The organism is Halomonas sp. M1, assembly GCF_029581375.1.
Classification (GTDB): domain Bacteria; phylum Pseudomonadota; class Gammaproteobacteria; order Pseudomonadales; family Halomonadaceae; genus Vreelandella.
Map to the genome: position 1 here is coordinate 67,283 of NZ_CP121119.1, position 18,657 is coordinate 85,939.

The 18,657-nt window shown below is 58.1% G+C and carries 14 protein-coding genes; 3 read left to right on the forward strand and 11 right to left on the reverse strand.

Annotated features, from left to right (window positions below; translation table 11 throughout):
- Positions 1 to 4 precede the first annotated feature (4 nt).
- Positions 5 to 2,269: a cation-translocating P-type ATPase gene (locus P8S54_RS00320; RefSeq protein ID WP_281442747.1), complete on the forward strand. Its 2,265-nt coding sequence runs from the start codon at positions 5 to 7 to the stop codon at positions 2,267 to 2,269.
- On the opposite strand, the gene P8S54_RS00325 is transcribed toward P8S54_RS00320, so the two are convergent.
- The 7 genes from P8S54_RS00325 to ptsP form a co-directional block, all read right to left on the reverse strand.
- Positions 2,229 to 2,525, reverse strand: a complete 297-nt coding sequence (locus P8S54_RS00325) for a winged helix-turn-helix domain-containing protein (protein ID WP_281442748.1) — start codon at positions 2,523 to 2,525, stop codon at positions 2,229 to 2,231. The genes P8S54_RS00320 and P8S54_RS00325 overlap by 41 nt on opposite strands.
- Positions 2,526 to 2,565: 40 nt before the next feature.
- Positions 2,566 to 3,645, reverse strand: a complete 1,080-nt coding sequence (locus P8S54_RS00330; RefSeq protein WP_281442749.1) for a PA0069 family radical SAM protein — start codon at positions 3,643 to 3,645, stop codon at positions 2,566 to 2,568.
- A 231-nt stretch (positions 3,646 to 3,876) separates the two neighbouring features.
- Positions 3,877 to 4,257 carry a gamma-glutamylcyclotransferase family protein gene (locus P8S54_RS00335; protein WP_281442750.1) on the reverse strand — a complete coding sequence of 127 codons (381 nt, stop codon included), beginning with the start codon at positions 4,255 to 4,257 and terminating at the stop codon, positions 3,877 to 3,879.
- A gap of 86 nt (positions 4,258 to 4,343) precedes the next feature.
- Positions 4,344 to 6,002, reverse strand: a complete 1,659-nt coding sequence (pgi, locus tag P8S54_RS00340) for a glucose-6-phosphate isomerase (RefSeq protein WP_281442751.1) — start codon at positions 6,000 to 6,002, stop codon at positions 4,344 to 4,346.
- Positions 6,003 to 6,241: 239 nt separating this feature from the next.
- Complete coding sequence (locus P8S54_RS00345; protein ID WP_281442752.1) at positions 6,242 to 7,978, reverse strand: PTS fructose-like transporter subunit IIB; 1,737 nt, start codon at positions 7,976 to 7,978, stop codon at positions 6,242 to 6,244.
- Complete coding sequence (gene pfkB / locus P8S54_RS00350) at positions 7,975 to 8,946, reverse strand: 1-phosphofructokinase (RefSeq protein WP_281442753.1); 972 nt, start codon at positions 8,944 to 8,946, stop codon at positions 7,975 to 7,977. The genes P8S54_RS00345 and pfkB overlap by 4 nt, the downstream gene beginning before the upstream one ends.
- The gene (gene ptsP, locus P8S54_RS00355) at positions 8,946 to 11,816 is read right to left on the reverse strand and encodes a phosphoenolpyruvate--protein phosphotransferase (protein ID WP_281442754.1); all 2,871 of its coding nucleotides are present in this window, start codon (positions 11,814 to 11,816) and stop codon (positions 8,946 to 8,948) included. The genes pfkB and ptsP overlap by 1 nt, the downstream gene beginning before the upstream one ends.
- Before the next feature lie 237 nt (positions 11,817 to 12,053).
- On the opposite strand from ptsP, the gene cra reads away from it, so the two are divergent.
- Positions 12,054 to 13,028, forward strand: coding sequence for a catabolite repressor/activator (gene cra, locus P8S54_RS00360; protein ID WP_009099622.1), 975 nt, complete (start codon positions 12,054 to 12,056; stop codon positions 13,026 to 13,028).
- A 13-nt stretch (positions 13,029 to 13,041) separates the two neighbouring features.
- Here the strand turns inward: cra and P8S54_RS00365 are convergent, their stop codons facing one another.
- Both P8S54_RS00365 and pyk read right to left on the reverse strand, forming a co-directional pair.
- Positions 13,042 to 13,518, reverse strand: coding sequence for a methylglyoxal synthase (locus P8S54_RS00365; protein ID WP_281442755.1), 477 nt, complete (start codon positions 13,516 to 13,518; stop codon positions 13,042 to 13,044).
- Positions 13,519 to 13,540: 22 nt separating this feature from the next.
- A complete protein-coding gene (gene pyk, locus P8S54_RS00370) occupies positions 13,541 to 15,007 on the reverse strand; it encodes a pyruvate kinase (RefSeq protein WP_281442756.1) in 1,467 nt (488 codons plus the stop codon).
- Positions 15,008 to 15,264: 257 nt separating this feature from the next.
- Here pyk and gap point away from each other — a divergent pair, with 257 nt between their 5' ends.
- Positions 15,265 to 16,269 carry a type I glyceraldehyde-3-phosphate dehydrogenase gene (gap, locus tag P8S54_RS00375; protein WP_281442757.1) on the forward strand — a complete coding sequence of 335 codons (1,005 nt, stop codon included), beginning with the start codon at positions 15,265 to 15,267 and terminating at the stop codon, positions 16,267 to 16,269.
- 24 nt (positions 16,270 to 16,293) lie between these two features.
- Here gap and P8S54_RS00380 read toward each other — a convergent pair whose 3' ends face one another.
- Both P8S54_RS00380 and ugpC read right to left on the reverse strand, forming a co-directional pair.
- Entirely contained in the window at positions 16,294 to 17,343 is a 1,050-nt protein-coding gene (locus P8S54_RS00380; RefSeq protein WP_281442758.1) for a LacI family DNA-binding transcriptional regulator, read from the reverse strand.
- A 176-nt stretch (positions 17,344 to 17,519) separates the two neighbouring features.
- Positions 17,520 to 18,626, reverse strand: coding sequence for a sn-glycerol-3-phosphate ABC transporter ATP-binding protein UgpC (ugpC, locus tag P8S54_RS00385; protein ID WP_281442759.1), 1,107 nt, complete (start codon positions 18,624 to 18,626; stop codon positions 17,520 to 17,522).
- Between the last annotated feature and the right edge of the window lie 31 nt (positions 18,627 to 18,657).

An 18,657-nucleotide genomic window follows, 5' to 3' on the forward strand; every position in this document is an offset into this window, starting at 1 on the left:
CGCCATGCATAAAGAGCAGCCTCGGTGCGAAGAGGTCATTGAAGCGCCACTCTATACCCTCCACGGCATGTGGTGTACCAGCTGTGCACTGGCTGTAGAGGGGGTGCTAAAACGCCTGGTGGGTGTTTCAGAGGTTAGCGTTCACTACCCAACCGCCACGGTGTGGATTAAAGGAGTGCCCGACGCCATTCGGCTAGCGGTGCTTGCGCCTCACGTGGCAAAAATTGGCTATCGGTTAACCGCGCTTGAGGCGGTTGGTGATGCCCATGCGCGCCTTGAGCAAGAGAGCCGCTACCTGTCGCTTCGTTTAATCGTTGGCTCCGTGTTTGGCATGTGGACCATGCTGGCGTCGCTGCTGATATACGCCGGTGCGCTGCCCAGCGTTCAGATAGAGAGCGTCGTTGCGTGGATCTCTGGTGCGTTTGCGCTACCCGTAGTGCTTTACGCTGGCCTGCCCTTCTACCGAGCCGGTTGGCGCACGCTACTCGCCAAGCGCCCAGGTATGGATGTGCTGGTTAGTTTAGGGGTTATCGGGGCGCTAGTGGTGTCAGCGGGGCTTTTATGGCGGGGCTCAGTAGAGGTCTATTTTGATACCGCCGTGATGCTGATTGTGCTGCTTTTGGTTGGTCGCCTCGTCGAAACTTTTTGCCGGCAACGGGGCTTAAGAGCTTTTGATTCGCTAGCGCTACCTAGCGTGGAGGTGACTGTCTGGCAGCATCGTCAGCCGGTAACCTTACCCGTTGAAGAGATTGCCCTGGGCGCACAAATAGACGTGGCCCCAGGTGAGACAATTCCTCTGGACGGTACGCTGGAAACATCTGGCTGGATAGATACGGCGACACTCTCCGGCGAAAGTGTGCCGCGCTTCTTTGCTAAGGGGCAGCAGGTGTATGCGGGCTGCCGTTACTTAGGTGGGGAAGCTCCCCTTAGGCTTCGGGTCACGGCGCCGGTTGGGCAGCGGCGGGTGGATAAGCTGTGCGAACAAATGCGCCGTTTTCAGGCCCAAAAGGGCGAACTACAAACCTTAGCTGAACGGTTTGCCGCATGGTTGAGCCCTGCAGCGCTCGTGCTTGGGGTTTTGACGCTGCCTGCTGCGTTGCTATTTGGGGTGGGGTGGGAAGAGGCCACCGTGCGTGCGCTTTCTGTATTAGTGGTGGCCTGTCCCTGCGCGGTAGGCCTTGCGGTGCCGCTGGCAAGCCTAGCAGGCAGCGGCCAAGCGATGCAGCAAGGTGTTGCCCTACGCGACCCCGCTGCACTGGAAATTCTCGCTAACGTGCGTGCCATCGCTTTTGATAAAACCGGCACGCTCACCCGTGGTCAGCATAGCGTGCTGCATGCTGTCCTGCGTCACCCCAAAGACCAAGCCGACTTTCAGCAGATGTTATGTTCCGCCGTTAGGCAAAGTGAGCATCCACTCGCTTACGGCCTGCTGCGTTGGGCAACTAACCCTGAAAACTATGCAAACGATAAGGTTGCGCAGTTAGAGCAGCTAGAAGAGTACCCTGGTAAAGGTCAGCGAATGACGTTTACTAACGGTGAGCAGTGGTCTTTAGGCAGCGCCGCTTTGGTAGGGGCTCAACTTGAACAGCAAGGCCAAGACTTGCCTGAATGCGCCCAAGACCCCACTTACGACTTTGCCTCTCAAGTGGTAGTGGCTGACAGTCAAGGCTGGCTTGCCACGCTATACCTAGCTGATCAGCCGGTATCTGATGCCCAAGCAACCATACAGCAGTTACAAACTTCAGGTTATGGGCTGGCGATGATCAGCGGTGACCGCCAGGGTCCCGTGACTTGGCTGGGTCAGCAGGTAGGGCTACCCAAAGAAGCGTGCTACGCGCAGCGCTCACCGGAAGCTAAAGCAAAGCTCCTAACTGCGCTACCATCCCCCACGCTCTACGTGGGAGATGGTGTTAACGATACACTCAGTTTGGCTGCCGCAGGAGTTGGTGTTGCCCCTATGCAGGCAAGCGAGGCTGCTCGGGAGGGGGCCGCTGCGCAGTTGCTAACGCCAGGGGTGGGTGGCGTGGTGCGGCTACTAAGCATTGCCAAGCGTACACGTCGGGCAATGGTGCAAAATCTTGCGTTTTCAGCGCTTTACAACACTTTAGCCCTGGGGTTAGTGGTGGTGATGGCGATACCACCGTTGGTGGCCGTGCTGGCCATGGCAGCCAGCTCGCTTAGCGTTACACTCAATGCGGCAAGGCTAGCGTGGGCGGAAACTGACGAGGTTAACGATAGCCCAGCGCTTGCCCCAAACGCTCCGCATTAACGGCTACCCAATGCGAGTCAATGGCGCCCCAGTGTTTTATGGTGTAGTGGCCAATATTATGCCGTTCGCCTTCGCCTTTCTCGAACACACACTCGATATCCAGTTCTGCCAGGGAGGTGATGGTATCTTGCGCGGTACGCCTTGGCATGCCGGTGGCTTCAATAAGGGCGGGCACGTTCGCGACACCTTGCGCAATTAAATGTGCCACATATAAACGGCGGTAAAAACTCGACTTGGTTTTGCTGAGCGGGGGCATTCGGTTTCCTTGGCGGCAACTAATCAGTGTGCTGTCTAGCTTAAATGAATAAATCCCCCTGTGCCCGTGGTGGGCAAAAATCCCGAGTATTTAAGCCCTGTTCGGTGCGGTTTTGCATGTTCCACTGGCGACTTGCGCGGCTAAAGCGCTGGGCGATCAAGTCGGCAAATACCCCTTCACCGCGAAAGCGCTTACCAAATTGTGCGTCATAGTTTTGCCCGCCTCGGCACTGGCGAATGAGGCTCATCACTTTAGCCGCTCGCTCGGGGTAGTGGGCTTCCAGCCAAGCTTCAAATAGGGGGGCGACTTCATTGGGGAGTCGCAGCAGCATCCACGTGGCGGTGCGTGCCCCGGCACGGCTGGCGGCTTCCAAGAGGCGTTCAATTTCGTGGTCGGTAAGCCCCGGAATAATCGGTGACACCAGTGTGCCCACCGGTATGCCCGCCGTGTTTAGTTCTCGGATCACCTTCAAACGCGCCTGAGGCGATGCCGCGCGGGGTTCTAACGTGCGTTTAAGGTTGGCATCCAGGCTGGTTAAACTGACAAATACCCGCACTAAGCGATGCTCGGCCATTTCTGCCAAGAGATCCAAATCCCGCAGCACCAGTGTGCTTTTTGTCACAAGCGTGACTGGGTGGCGGCAAGCCAGCAGTAATTCCAGCAAACGGCGGGTGGTTTGGTAGGTGGCTTCTAGCGGCTGGTAACAGTCGGTATTGCCGGATAGGTTTATCGGGCGGCAAACGTAGTGAGGGTGGCAAAGCTCCTCTTTTAAGTGTTCCACCAGCCCGCTGCGGGCGATCAATTTGGTTTCAAAATCTAGCCCTGGCGACAAATCCCAATAAGCGTGGGAGGGGCGCGCATAGCAGTAGACACAGCCATGTTCACAACCACGGTAAGGATTAAGCGAACGGTCAAAAGGTAAATCCGGCGAGTTGTTCCAAGAGAGCGCGCTTTTGCTGGCTTCCTCGCGTACTTCTGTTGCCAGCGAGCTAGAGGCTTCTTCCTGCCACCAGCCGTCATCCTCTGCCACGCTGCGGGTAGGGGCAAAGCGGTTGTGCGGGTCGTAGGTTGCACCGCGCCCTTTATGCACGGTCGCGCGAGAGGGATCCAGTGATGTCATCTGCCACCTCGTACGTAGTATCAACATATATGTTCATAAATACAGTATATGAGGTTTTCGCAGCACCGCAACCAAGCGGTCAGTACAGCCACTTTCACGTTTGCAAAGCGAGATTACGCCGGCACCTATCGCACTGCCGACGAGGTGCATGCGATGTCGCTGGCGAATTTAGACGGGGGGTATGCGGAGGTTGTGAGTACGCAAGAGGCGCTGGCCCTTCTTTAAACTGTTTTACCACTTTCCGCTCTTGATCAACGACGTTGCATCAACCGTTGGGTTGTAGATATAGCACCATGCATCGCCATACTGTGTTGTTAACACCGTCCGGTCGTACATCCCTTTTGCGGGAGAGTGATGCAGGTAATCTTCTAGCTCATCGAGCCGCGCTAGCTGATCAGCGTTAATGGCATACACCTCCACCACAACGCCTGTGGATGGCGTAAGCTGGGCACCTGGGTAGGGGCCAAGGTCGTAAAGCGTGATCTCTGTTAAATGGTCTTGGCCCAGCATTTCAGCGCCGTTTAACCAATGATGATTGCGATGGCCGTGCTTTAACGTGCCGTATACCGCTACTCGCGGGCAGCGTTGGATAGCTTGGTGAAGATGATGCATGACGTTCACCTCGTACAATGTGATAAGAGCGATTGCAGAAGCGCCTGGGCAGTTTGCCGAGGCGCTTTACTTACCTATCCATGAATTTAACGCTTCTTGCGGGCGGGCTTTTTGTCACCGGCCTCTGGTTCTGCTCGGTGTGTGGTACCCGGGAAGTGGGCGCGGACTAATTCTAGCAGCCCCTGGGTAGAAGCATCGAAGTCGGCGGCGTTGGCGTCGATGCGCTCGCTGATCTCTCCGGCGATGCGCTTGCCCAGCTGCACGCCCCATTGGTCGAACGAATTGATGTTCCAAATCACGCCCTGGACGAACACCTTGTGTTCGTAGAGCGCAATCAGCGCGCCGAGGTTTTTCGGCGTTAGCTCGTCGAGTAGCAGCGTGCTGGAAGGGCGGTTGCCTGGGCAGCTATAGGGGTCGAGCTGGCTGAGCTCTTTGCTGTCGCCTTGGCTGCCTTCCATAAAGGCGTTGGCTTGCGCCAGCATATTGGTGAGCAGCGCGAAGTGGTGGTCTTCCACGCCGGGTTCCGGCTTGAGCGAGGCGATAAAGTCGATGGGCACATAGCGGGTGCCCTGGTGTAGCAGCTGGAAGAACGCGTGCTGGCCGTTGGAGCCGGTTTGGCCCCACACAATCGGGCCGGTTTTGTAATTGACCGGATGACCGAAAATATCCACCGACTTGCCGTTAGACTCCATATCCAACTGCTGCAGGAAAGAGGGCAATTGGTTCAGCGCCTGGTCGTAGGGCACGATGGCCTGAGTTTCTGAGCCGATAAAGTTGATGTACCAAATGCCAATCAGCGCCATCAGTACCGGCATGTTCTGGGCGAACGGCGCTTCGATAAAGTGCCGGTCCATCTCGTGAGCGCCTTCCAGCAGCTCAATAAAGCCTTCAAAGCCAATAGAGAGCGCAATGGGCAAGCCGATGGATGACCACATGGAGTAGCGGCCGCCTACCCAGGCCCAGAACTCGAACACGTTCTCTTCACGAATGCCGAACTCCATCGCCGCTTTGCGGTTGGTGGAGGCGGCAATAAAGTGCGCGCCGACGTCGGCGTCTTCTCCGGCGTTTTCCAGGAACCAGCGCCGTGCGGTCTTGGCGTTTAGCAGGGTTTCCTGGGTGGAGAAGGTCTTAGTAGAAACAATAAAGAGCGTGGTGGCGGGATTGAGTCGTGATAGCACCTTCTGAATATGAGTGCCGTCCACGTTGGAAACAAAGTGGAAGTGCAGCTCCGGGTGGCGGTATTTCAACAGGGCACGGACCGCCATATTGGGGCCTAGATCAGAGCCGCCAATACCGATATTCACTACGTCTTTAATGCGCTGGCCGTCATAGCCTTTCCACTCGCCGTTACGCACCGCTTCGGAGAACACTTTGATCTGCTCGCGGGTGCGGGTAATTTCGGGCATCACGTCTTCGCCATCCACATACACGGGCTCATCGCCTAAATGGCGAAGAGCCGTGTGAAGTACGGGACGGTTTTCGGTGACGTTAATAATGTCCCCCGAGAACATCTGGGCACGTCGCTGTACCAGTGCAGAGTGGTCAGCTAGCTCAATCAGCTTAGCGAGCACCTCGTCAGAAACGTGGTGCTTTGAGTAATCGAGAAACAGGCCGCCGACGCGCAGGCTCATTTTTTCAAAGCGCTGTGGGTCGTTGGTGAAATAATCTCGGATACGGTCTTGAGTCGTTTTGTCGCGCAGGCGCTCAAGAGCCTGCCAAGTGACACTGCGAGTGAGTTGAAACATAACGGGCGATCCTATTGTTTTTACATCGTTATCACTGACGAGGGTGAGGGGGCTGCCCCTTTCGTCGCTTTTATTTATGTAAAAATACTACATATTGCGTGATATGAAAGCCAAATATGGGCTTAATTGGCTTAAAGTAGGTAATAAAACAAGTTGTTGTGCGGTGTGAGCGGTATGAGCGGCATGTCGGCAAAAAAGGCGGGTTCAGGCCCGCCCTTGGCAATGCCAGTCTGCAATCGTTAACTAGCGACAGCGACCTGCGCGGCACCGCGTTTGATAAAGGCATAGCCTAAGCCGGTGATCAAAGAGCCCACAATGATCGCGCCAAGATAGAGCAGCACAGGCGTAATGGCATTCGGGATCAGTAGCACAAAGATGCCGCCATGAGGTGCCATGAGCTGGGCACCAATCAGCATAGAGAGCGCGCCGGTCACGGCACCCCCAGCAATACACGCAGGAATCACGCGTAGCGGGTCTTTCGCTGCAAAGGGAATCGCCCCTTCACTGATAAAGCACAGGCCAAGCACAAACGAGGCTTTGCCTGCTTCCTGCTCTGGGGCAGAAAACTTGTGGCGGGCGACAAAGCTGGCAATGCCCATGCCAATGGCTGGTACCATGCCCGCTGCCATAATGGCTGCCATGGGCGCATAGGTTTGTGATGCGAGCAGGCCCACGCCAAAGGTGTAGGCCGCTTTGTTCACTGGGCCACCTAGGTCAAAGCACATCATGGCACCCAGTAAAATCCCCAGTAGCACCGCATTGGTAGACCCCATAGAGGAGAGGAAGCCGGTTAGGGCGGCCATAATGGCGGCCACGGGTTCCCCAATCACGTAGATCATGGTCAGGCCTGTGACGAGGCTGGCCACAAAGGGAATAATCAGAATGGGCTTGAGGGATTCGATGCTCGCGGGTAGCTTAACGTATCGAGTCACGGCCAGTGCCACGTAGCCTGCCAAGAAGCCAGCCAAAATACCGCCGATAAAACCAGCATCAATATTGGCGGCCAGCATGCCACCAATCATACCGGGAGCGATACCGGGGCGGTCGGCAATGGAGTAGGCGATATAACCTGCCAGCACGGGAATCATCAGGGCAAACGCGGTACCACCACCAATTTGCATCAGTGCGGCAGCCAGCGTTCCCTCTTCTTGGAACGCTTCGATACCAAACACGAACGAGAGGGCAATTAACAAGCCGCCCGCCACCACCATGGGTAGCATAAAGGAAACACCGGTTAGCAGGTGTTTATAGACGCCTTTCTCTTTCATGCCTTTCTTGGCCGATGCGCCATTGGCGGCACTGGTGCCGTCCTCCACCGCAGCGTCGGTAAAGGCGGCTTCAAGCGTCGGGCGCGGCTTTTTTAGGGCGTTACTGGTAGACGTACGATAAATACGCTTACCCGCAAAACGAGTGGGGTCCACTTCGATATCGCAGGCCAATACGACCACGTCAGCGGCGGCGATCTCATCTTCGGTGAGTTTGTTTTGTGCGCCCACCGAGCCTTGGGTTTCCACACGAATCTGGTGGCCCATGGCTTTGCCCGCTTCGGCCAGCGCTTCTGCGGCCATAAAGGTGTGGGCAACGCCGGTGGGGCAGGCGGTGACGGCAACAATCCTTTTGACGCCTGCGCTGCTTGCCGGGGTAGCCGCCGTGGCCGCCGGAGCGCTGAAAATAGGCGCTTCCCGCTTGGCTTGGGTCAAAAATGACGAGGGGTCGGGTAAGGCGCTGGCAATAGGGGCCTTAAATAGCCGCTTACCCTCAAAGCGCTCTGGGGCGGGTACATGGTCGGCGGCTACGACAATTAAGTCGGCGCTAGCGATTTGCTCGGCGCTGGCGGCTTGCAGCGGCGCAATCTCGCCGTGCATCTCCACATGAACGTTCCAACCTAGCCGAGTGGCGGCTTGTTCTAGGCGCTTGGCGGCCAGGAAAGTGGTCGCCATGCCGCTGGGGCAGGCGGTAATCAGAATAAGGTTCATCGCGTGGCTCCCTCGGTGTGGGTGTCGTCAAGACGCCGTACCCGGGTCTGTTGTTGGAGTGAGTCAAAATCATCGGCGTGGGAAGTGCCCACACCGACATGGCGTACCGCGTCGGCAGACAGCGCCGTCGCGAAGCGAAGCGTGTCTTCAGGCGAGTGGTGGCTTAGCAGCCCGTGGAGCATGCCCGCCACAAAGGTGTCACCCGCGCAAACGGTATTGGTGGCGGTGACGGTGGGTGGCGTGGATTGCCAAGTGCCGTGCTGGCTCACCCATAGAACGCCTTCGGCACCTGCTGAAATCAGCGCGTGTTCGATACCGCTGGCGTGCAGCCGCTCGGCGGCCGCTTGGCGCTGCTGGTCGCTATCAAGCGCGCTGCCCGCCCAGTCGGCCAGCTCGGTTTCGTTCGGCTTCACGGCAGCAGGCTGCGTGGCAATCGCCGTGAGCAGCGCCGGGCCGCTGGTGTCTACCCAAAGCGGCACTCTGAAACCTTTGAGGAAGGTGAGCAGCTCGCCAAACGTGGGCTGGTCGATGCCGGGAGGCAGGCTGCCTGCGACCACCACGGCTTGAGGCGGCGCACTACTTTCAAACAGGCCGCTGAGCGTGGTACGTAAAGCATCCAGATGGGCAGCTTCGATGGGCATGCCGGGGCCGTTGATATCGGTCACGCGGCCGCTCTGCTCGGCCAGTTTTGCGTTGATGCGCGTATTGCCCGGCACCCGTACAAAGGCATCTTCAACGCCGTAACGGGGGAAGGCGAGGCTAAACGGGGTATCGTTCTCTGCGCCCAAAAAGCCGCTCACGATCACCTCGTGACCCAGGCTTGCCAATACCCGCGCGACGTTCACCCCTTTACCTGCGGCCTCCAGCTGCGCGCCGGTGGGGCGGTTCACGTGCCCCAGCGTTAGTGCATCCAGGTTGAAGGCGAGATCCAGCGCCGGGTTCAGCGTAATGCAGACCACACGTGCCATTAGCTGGCCTCCAGAGCGTCGCGGACTTCGTCGCTGGTGGCTTTGCTCAGCGCTAGCTGGGCGCTGGCCTGGGCTTGGGCAAGATCAAACTCGCGAAGGCGGGCTTTGACCAGCGGGATTTGGCGTGCGCTGACGGAGAGTTCATCGACACCCAAGCCCACCAGAACCGGTACGGCCATCGCATCAGAAGCCAGTTCGCCACACACGCCAACCCATTTGCCCTGTGCGTGGGCGGCTTCGACGGTCATTTGAATCAACCGCAGTACCGCCGGGTGCAGGCCATCGGCTTGGGCAGAAAGCTCCGGGTGGCCGCGGTCAATCGCCAGGGTGTACTGCGTTAAGTCGTTGGTACCCACGGAGAAGAAGTCGACTTCGGCGGCGAGTGTTGGCGCTAATAGGGCGCTGGAAGGCACCTCAATCATCACGCCAAGCTGTACGTCGGTGGCGCGCTGCTGGGGGGCGATCTCTTTGAGCAGGCGGTCATAGATCGCCTTCGCCGCGCGGAACTCGGCCACGTCTTTAACCATCGGCAGCATGATGCGTAACGGTTTGCCAACGGCGGCCATCAGCAGTGCGCGAATCTGGGTTTCCAGTACTTCCGGCTGGGTCAGCGCTAGGCGAATACCGCGCAGGCCAAGGAAGGGGTTGTCTTCCTGGGGCACCGGCCAGTAGGGCAGTGGCTTGTCGCCGCCGACGTCGAGGGTGCGGGCGACGAGCGGGCGGCCATTCAGCGCGTCGGTGGCTTCGCGGTACTCGGCGATTTGCGTGGCGAGATCCGGAGCGCTGGAGTAGGCCATGAACAGGAACTCGGTGCGCAATAAGCCGACGCCTTCCGCACCGCGTTCTACCGCATCGGCGGCGTGGGCAGTGTTGCCCAGGTTGGCAGCCACCTCCACTTTATGACCGTCGCGGGTTTGCGCTTGCTCAAAGCGCAGCTCCCAGGCGTCCGCTTCTCGCTGCTGCTGGTCGAGCAGCTGCTGTTCGGCGCGGCGCAGGCGCTCCTCGGAAGGTTGCGAGGTTACGCGGCCGCGCTCGCCATCCAGAATCATCATGCCGCCGTTATGCAGCGCCATCACCGCTTCACCGGCACCGACCACGGCAGGAATGCCGAGCGCACGTGCCAAGATGGCGCTGTGGGCGGTCGCACCGCCGCGAACGGTCAGCAGGCCGCGCACGCGGGAGGTGTCTAGGCGGGCCACATCAGAGGGGCCGATATCGTCCATCACCAGAATATAGGGGTGGTCGGGCGGCTCGGGCAGGGTAACGTCGCAAAGCACGCCGAGCACGCGGCGGCCTACATCGCGCAGGTCGGCAGCGCGTTCCGCCAGCAGGCGGTCGGCCAGCATCTCTTGGGCGTGGGCGGCGGTGTCGATGGCTTCCCACCAGCCCGCTTGTGCCGAGCGGCCTTCGCGGATGGCGTCAATCGCCGCCTGGTGCAGTTCGGGGTCGTCGAGCATCTCTTCGTGCATGGAGAGAATGTCGGCTACTTCGCCGCCGGGGGCGTTGTGTACCAGCGCCTGCAGCTGGGCAGCGCCCTCTTTGAGAGCGGCCTCTAAGCGTGCGATCTCTTGGGTGGGGTCGCTGGCATGCTCAGGGTAATCAAACTGCATCGGGCGAATAACAAATACTGGGGCAATTGCTAACCCTGGGGAGGCTGCCACGCCGGTGTGCGGTTTATCGGCGGCCAGCGGCTCCACGGCAGGCTTGCTGGCGTTGGCGGCTGGCGTGGCATCGCGGCCCCCGTCGAACGGCGTGACTTTTTCACCCAGGCCCTCTTCCACGGCAGCAGCAATGGCATCTAGCGCAGCGCTTGCCTGTTCGCCCTCGGCAGAGAAAATCAGCCATTGGCCGCGGCGCGCACCCAAACCAATCACTTTGGTCAGGCTGGCGGCGGAGACGGTGGTGGCGCTGCCTTCTTCCAGGCGCACGTTGATCGGCATGGGCTGGGCACGGGCGATCTGAACCAGTTGTTTAGCCGGGCGAGCGTGCAGACCGTGGGGGTTCAATACGCGCACGCGGCGGGTTTGGGTGCTGGCGGTTTCACCGGCCAGTGCCGCAAGTAGCTGGGCGCTGTTTTTGCCCACAAAGCTCTCGCTTTCGCCGTTCTCTAGTACCGCCATCAGCTGCTCAAGCAGCGGGCGGTGGGCATCGCCGCTGGCGGCGAGGCAGAACAGCGCATGAACTGGGTAGCCGCTATGCTCAAGCGTGGTGTCGGCGGGCGTCGCCACACCTAGTGCAGGATGGTTCACCCCTTGGGCGTGGCTTGAAAGCCACAGGCCTTTGCCTAGCCACTGTGGCTGGGCGTTCGCCACCGCGCTGATAAAGCCGTTATCCACGCAGCCGCTTTGGCGCAGCCGTGCCGCGGCCGCCAGAGCTAGTTCTTGTGGGTCGCGGGCGGGAAAGTTAACGCATAGGGTATCGGCATCCAGGCGAGGTGCCAGTGTTGGCTTGGATAGCAGTCGAGCCACATCAGCGGCGGAGCTGGCGCTGGCCAACTCAGTGGCTACGCCGTCACGGTCAAGAACATGGGTTAGCTGGCGCAGAATGTCCAGATGCTCATCATTTTGTGCCGCAATAGTGACCAGCACATACACCGTATTGCCATCGTGCCACTGTACTCCCTTGGGGAATTGCAGCACGCGTACGCCAGTGCGCTTTACATGGCGGCGGCTGTCAGGCGTGCCATGCGGAATCGCAATCGCGTTACCGAGGTAGGTAGAGGACTGCGCTTCACGGTCATGGAGGCCGTCGCGGTACTCGGCCGCCACCAAGCCAGCATCCGCTAGCGCGTTGGCGGCGCTGTCGAGCGCAGCTTGCCAGTGGTCCGCATGGCGGTCGAGCAAGATGTCATCGGGGCCGAGTGTCAACATAGGGATCTCCTGTAAACGCGGTCAGGCAACAGCAACGTCTGCGATTGGCGGCGAAGGTGCGCGCATAAGATGTTAGTCGTAGATCGTTAAGGTTAGCTGGATGAATCGTGTCACCTGTGGTTAGTTGGCTATGCTGAATCGATTCACTTTTAGGCACAAGGGTTGTTTCTTTAGACTTTTGTCTGAAGAGGGTAAAACGGCTGCTAAACTGCCGTCTTCATTTAGGGAGAAACCAGCATGACACTTGCCGATATTGCCCGGCTCGCCGGGGTTTCGCGCACCACGGCAAGCTATGTAATCAACGGCCAGGCTGAACAGCGGCGCATTAGTTCAGCCACCATCGACAAAGTTATGGCCGTGGTGCGTCAGCACCGCTATCACATTGACCCTCAGGCCGCTGCGCTGCGCCGTGGCGCTAGCCGTTTGATTGGCCTGATCGTGCCGGATTTGGAAAACATCAGCTATGCGCGCCTCGCTAAACGCTTGGAGCGCGGCGCCCGCGAGCGCGGCTATCAGCTGCTGGTGGTGAGTTCTGACGACTGCGCAGACAGCGAGCGAACGCTGGCCCTAGCGCTGCGCGCCCAGCGCTGTGAAGTGCTGATTACTGCGAGCTGCCTGCCCGAAAACGACACCTTTTACGCGGATTTAGCCGATGAAGGGTGGAGCGTGGTAGGCATGGACCGTGGCCTGACGCCTGAACGTTTTGCCAGTGTGGTGAGCAATGATCATGAAGCGGCTTATGCGCTAACACGTTCGGTGATGACGAGTTCAACGCGGCGCATTGCCTGGCTAGATGCCATGCCAGAGCTGTCGGTGAGCCGCGAGCGTCGCGCCGGTTTCCTGGCGGCGTTAGAAGGTCAGGGAGTTGAGGCAGTCACCTTTAGCGGCGAGCGTTACGAGCGTGATCTGGGCGTTGAGCTGGCTAAGCAAGCCTTGGCGGTAGGTGAGGTTGATGCGCTGGTGACGGCCTCCTACGCGCTTATGGAGGGTGTATTTGATGAGCTGCTTGCCCAGGGTGGGCTGCCAGAGACGCTGCGGTTAGCCACGTTTGGTGACCACCGCCTGCTAGATTTCCTGCCCCAACCGGTTAATTCTGCGTTGCAGGATTACGATCGAATTGCGGAGCTAACGCTGCAGTGCGTGCTGGGTGCGATGAATGGAACCTACCAGTGCGGGCAGCAGGTGGTATCGCGCCACCTGCGTACCCGATAGAGTTTCAGGGAGGCTATACCGTGCGTGCCTTGGCCCAGGCGTTCGCATCGGGAATCGACATGTCGTAGCGCTCGCTAAGATAGGGCGAGGAGAGCAGGAAGTCGGCGCTGGCGGCGTTACACGCCACCGGTACGTTCCATAGCGCCGCCAAGCGCAGCAGGGCTTTCACATCCGGGTCGTGGGGTTGCGGGGCAAAGGGGTCCCAGAAGAAAATCAGCACGTCGAGCTGCTGCTCGGCAATACGCGCGCCAATCTGCTGGTCGCCGCCCAGCGGGCCGCTCATTAAGCCTTCTACTTCTAGCCCCAGGGCGGTTTTAAGCCGCTCGGCGGTAGTGCCCGTACCAATCAACGTATGCTGGCTCAGCGTATCTTGCCAGCGCGTCGCCCACTCCAGCATCTCGGTTTTTTTGCCATCGTGGGCAATCAGCGCAATACGCTTGCGCGGTTGCAGCGTGCGCACGGCTTGGCGGGGTGGGCGGGCGTCAGTCATGGTGGGGTCTCCTGAAGAAAAATTATTCGGCGTCAACGGCCAGTACTTTCATGGTGTTGGTGCCGCCGTGGGCATTCATATGGTCGCCGCGAGTAAGAATGACATGCTCGCCGGGGTGTGCCAATCCATGTGCCTTCAGCAGCTTAATGGCTTCTTTATTGACGTCGGCGGCTTCCATGTGAGTGGTATCAAATGGGATCGAGACGACACCGCGATAAAGCGCCATGCGCCGCTGGGCGATGGGGCTGTGGGCTAAGCCGACAATCGGTAAGCCAGAGCGAATGCGCGAGGCAATCAGAGGCGTGTAGCCGGTGGAGGTCATGCAGGCAATAGCGCGTACACCAGTTAAGTGGTTAGCAGCGTACATGGCGGATAGTGCGATGGTTTCATCAATGCGCTCAAAGCCTTCATGAATGCGGTGTCCGGAGGCTTGAGCAACCCGCTCACGCTCAGCGCCTAAGCAAACGCGATCCATGGCTTCCACGGTTTCCACCGGGAAGTTGCCCGCTGCCGTTTCTGCAGAGAGCATGACCGCATCGGTGGCGTCGAGTACGGCGTTAGCCACGTCGAACACTTCTGCACGCGTGGGAAGTGGCGATTCGATCATCGACTCCATCATCTGTGTGGCGGTAATCACAGCGCGATTAAGGGTGCGTGCGTGCTTGATGATGCGTTTTTGCGTGCCGATCAGCGCTTCATCACCAATTTCAACGCCCAAGTCGCCACGCGCCACCATCACTGCTTCTGAGGATTCAATAATGGCATCAAGCGTCTCATCATTAGCCACAGCTTCTGCGCGTTCCAGCTTGGCTACTAGGCCAATCTCTTTGCCTTCCTCACCCAGCAGCGCGCGGGCTTCTTGCATATCGGCGGCGTGACGCGGAAAAGAGACGGCTAAATAATCCACGCCAATGTCGATTGCTGTTTTCAGGTCTTGCTTATCTTTATCGGTGAGTGCCGGTGCTGACAGGCCGCCGCCCTGCTTATTAATACCTTTATTGTTGGACAGTTTGCCGCCCACGTGAACGCGTGTGTGAACTTCCTGCCCAACAATAGTGGTGACGTCCAATACGACGCGACCATCGTCCAGCAGCAGCCGGTCACCGGGGTCAACGTCATCCACCAGCGCTTTATAGTCACAGCCAACCCGCTCAGCGGTGCCGCTGTTGGCATCCATGGCCATATCGAGCACAAACGCTTGACCGATGTCTAAGTGGATAGCGCCTTCCTTAAAGCGGGAAATGCGAATTTTAGGGCCTTGCAGGTCGCCGAGTGCCGCGACACTGCGGCCAAGGCGCTGAGCGATCTCGCGGACATCGTTCAGGCGACGGCGATGATCATCAGCAGAGCCGTGGGAGAAGTTCAGTCGCACCACATCCACGCCTGCTTTAAGCATGGCTTCCAACACCCCGGGGAGGTCACTAGCGGGGCCAAGCGTGGCAACAATTTTGGTACGACGAAGGGGAGTGGGGGGCGTTGTGCGTGTCATAACGGTGACTCCTTAAGCAGCGTTGGCTGAACCTTTTGTGTTGCAGGACGCAAGGTACCGTAGGCCGACGAATCGTTGATTAAGTATTGGACTACGGTAGTCTTTATATAGTAATTTTACTACATATTGGATGATTTTTAGCCTCTTTAGGCGGTTATAGCAGGTTTAAATCGGCCTAAAGGTGATTAAATACGTATTTTTAGTAATTTTTTTACAGAATACGCCATCTACGACCACTGCTTGATTGAGGTGCTACCATGACAATAAGAGTTGCCATTAACGGTTTTGGACGGATTGGTCGCAATGTGCTGCGTGCGCTGTACGAGAACGGCTACCGTGATCGCGTTCAGGTCGTTGCGATTAATGATCTGGGCGACCCCTCCCTCAATTCGCATCTGCTGCGCCACGACACCGTTCATGGGCACTTTCCGTTTGCGGTTGAGCATGATGCAGAAAGCATCAGCGTGGATGGCGACCGCATTGCGATTTCGTCAGAGCGCGATCCGGCTAATTTGCCTTGGGCCTCCATGCATATTGATTTGGTCATGGAGTGTACCGGCCTGTTTACCAAGCGCGAGGCAGCGGCCAAGCATATTGCTGCCGGTGCCAAGCGCGTGCTGATTTCTGCGCCCAGCCCGGATGCGGATGCCACCATTGTGTACGGAGTGAATGACGAAATTCTCACCGCTGACCATAAAGTGGTGTCGAATGCGTCCTGCACCACCAACTGCTTAGCCCCCGTTGCCAAAGCGCTAAACGATGTGGTGGGTATCGAAAACGGCCTGATGACCACCGTTCATGCCTACACCAACGACCAGAACCTGTCGGATGTGTATCACTCCGACCCGTACCGTGCCCGTAGCGCTACCCACTCCATTATTCCGACCAAAACCGGCGCAGCTGCCGCCGTAGGTTTGGTGTTGCCGGAACTGGCGGGCAAGTTTGATGGTTTAGCGGTGCGCGTACCGGTGATTAACGTCTCACTGGTGGATCTAACGTTCAACGCGGGTCGTGACACTACCAAAGAAGAGATCAATGCGATTGTTGAGAAAGCTGCCGCTAACTCTCCGGTGTTGGCCGTTAACGCTCAGCCGCTGGTGTCTATCGACTTTAACCATGATGCACACTCATCGACGTTTGACGCGAACCACACCCGTGTGAACGGTCGGCTGGTGAAAATCATGGCGTGGTACGACAACGAGTGGGGCTTCTCCAACCGTATGTTGGATACTGCCATCGCGATGCAAAAAAACGCGCGATAGCCCCTACCGCTTAAGGACTGCTCTCTAAGGGCAGGTATCCCCCAGCAGCAGCTCTGTTTTGAGTAGCTGCTGGGTTTTGGGTATTCGCCCTAGGATCATGTTGGCCGCCACGCGCCCTTTACCTGCGCTGTCCTGGCGCACGGTGGTTAACCGCGGGGCGCGGTATTGCCCTTCCGCAATGCCATCAAACCCCGTAATCCGCAGCTCTCCTGGTACCTGAATGCCCCGCTGCTCTGCCAGCGTCAGCGCGGTGAGCGCAATTCGATCCGACATGCACAGCAGTAAGTCAGGCCGCTGTTCGGCGGGTAGGTCGATGATCTCGGTAATCACCGGTGAGCACACGTCAAACACGTTCTCTTCAATGTTCCACAGCGGGATCTCGCCAGTATCGAAGCCATGTTCTTTAAGCGCTGCGTGAAACCCGTCTAAACGCGCACGGCTAATGGTGCTGCTGTCCGGCAGCATCGTGTGCTCTTTGGTTACCCGGCCATTGCAGTGCTCTTTGGTTAAACGCAGGTTGATAATGGCGGGCCGAAGAGGGCGCTGTTTAAGCGCATGGGTTGCCATCGCGTAGCTGGCGTCGCGGTCATCGATATGCACCGTGGGGCAGTCGTCAATATCAAAATCCACCGATACCAGCGGGCGCTGTGAAGGAAGCTCATTCAACAGCTTATTGTTGGGCATGAGCCCGTAAACAATAAAGCCATCGGCAATATTGGCTGAGCCGGGTGGCTGGGAGGCGTGCCCTCGACCGGGTAACAGCAGCATGGTGTGCCCGTGGGCATCGAGTACTTCGGCCACGCCAGAGAGAAACTCGCTGGCCACGGCATCGTTCAAGCTGTAGGTCAGGCTTTCGGCCAGTATCACCGCCACAATGCTGGAGCGGCCGGTGCGCAGGCTGCGGGCTTTGGCATCCGGGCCGCTATACCCCAGCCGCTTGGCTTCTTTGAGAATACGGTCGCGCAGCAGCGGGGAGAGCTGGTCGGGGCGGTTGAAAGCGTTGGAAATCGTCGCGGTAGAGACGCCGAGTTCGAGCGCAAGGTCCTTTAGGGTCATTCGGCGAGGGGCAGTCACGGTGCTTCCTAAACAGGTGAAGAACGTTGGCAGAGTGCGTGCCTGCCTTATTTTATAGCGCAGGCTAATTATTTAATTGTCGCGCACAAGAATAACGGCCTAGGTGGTATGCCGACTACCCTCATCTGAAAGGTTGTCTTAACCGCCAAGGCCGTGATAGGTCGTGCTTTGATTAATTAAGCTGCTGAACGAGCGCCTGAGAGCACCAGGGCAGCACCGCTCTCGTCAAAGAGGTGCACATGCTCGGTATCCGGCACAAGCGATACCTGCTGACCCTCTTTCCACTGGCTGGGCGCTTCGCTGCGGTGAATCAGTAGCGTTTTGCCCTCTTTAGGCTCTAGGTAAACGTATACTTCGTTGCCCAGATACTCGACGTTAACGATATCAAAGCAGTTATCTCCCTGCGGCGCTTCCAAACGCAGGTGCTCAGGGCGCACGCCAAGCGTCAGCGCACTGCCTTGCGCGTAGCCGTCGCCCGCTTGGGGCAGGGTTACGTCACCTAATCCTGCAACGTTAACCCGGCAGCCGTCAGTGGTACCGTTAAGCAGTTTGGCAGGCAGGAAGTTCATGGTTGGCGAGCCAATAAAGCCTGCCACGAACTTAGTGGCCGGGCGTTGATAGAGCTCATGAGGGCTGCCTACTTGCTCAACATGGCCACGGTTAAGCACCACGATTTTATCTGCCAGCGTCATGGCCTCTACCTGATCGTGGGTCACGTAAATCATGGTAGAGCCAAGGCGGTTATGCAGACGGGCAATTTCGTTGCGCATCTGCACGCGCAGTGACGCGTCCAGGTTAGAGAGCGGCTCATCAAACAGTAAAATGCGTGGCTCACGCGCCATGGCACGGCCCATGGCTACCCGCTGGCGCTGACCACCTGAAAGCGCTTTGGGCTTACGGTGTAAGAGCTCTTCTAGCTGAAGGATCTTCGCTGTGCTCATTACTCGTTCATGCACCGTTTCTTTGTTGGTTTTAGCCAGTTTCAAGCCAAACGCCATATTGTCATAAACGGTCATGTGCGGGTAAAGCGCGTAGGACTGAAATACCATCCCTACACCGCGTTCGCGGGGTGGTAAATCGTTGACTACGGTGCCGCCAATGTTCAAATCGCCGTCGCTGATGGACTCTAACCCGGCAATCAGGCGCAGCAGGGTCGATTTACCGCAGCCGGAAGGGCCGACAAATACTACAAACTCGCCGTCGCCAATGGAGAGATCGACGTCTTTAATAATGTGATCTCGGCCAAATACCTTGTTGACCTTTTCAAGCGTAACACTTGCCATGGTAACTCCTTGCCGGCCTCAAGAGCGTCGC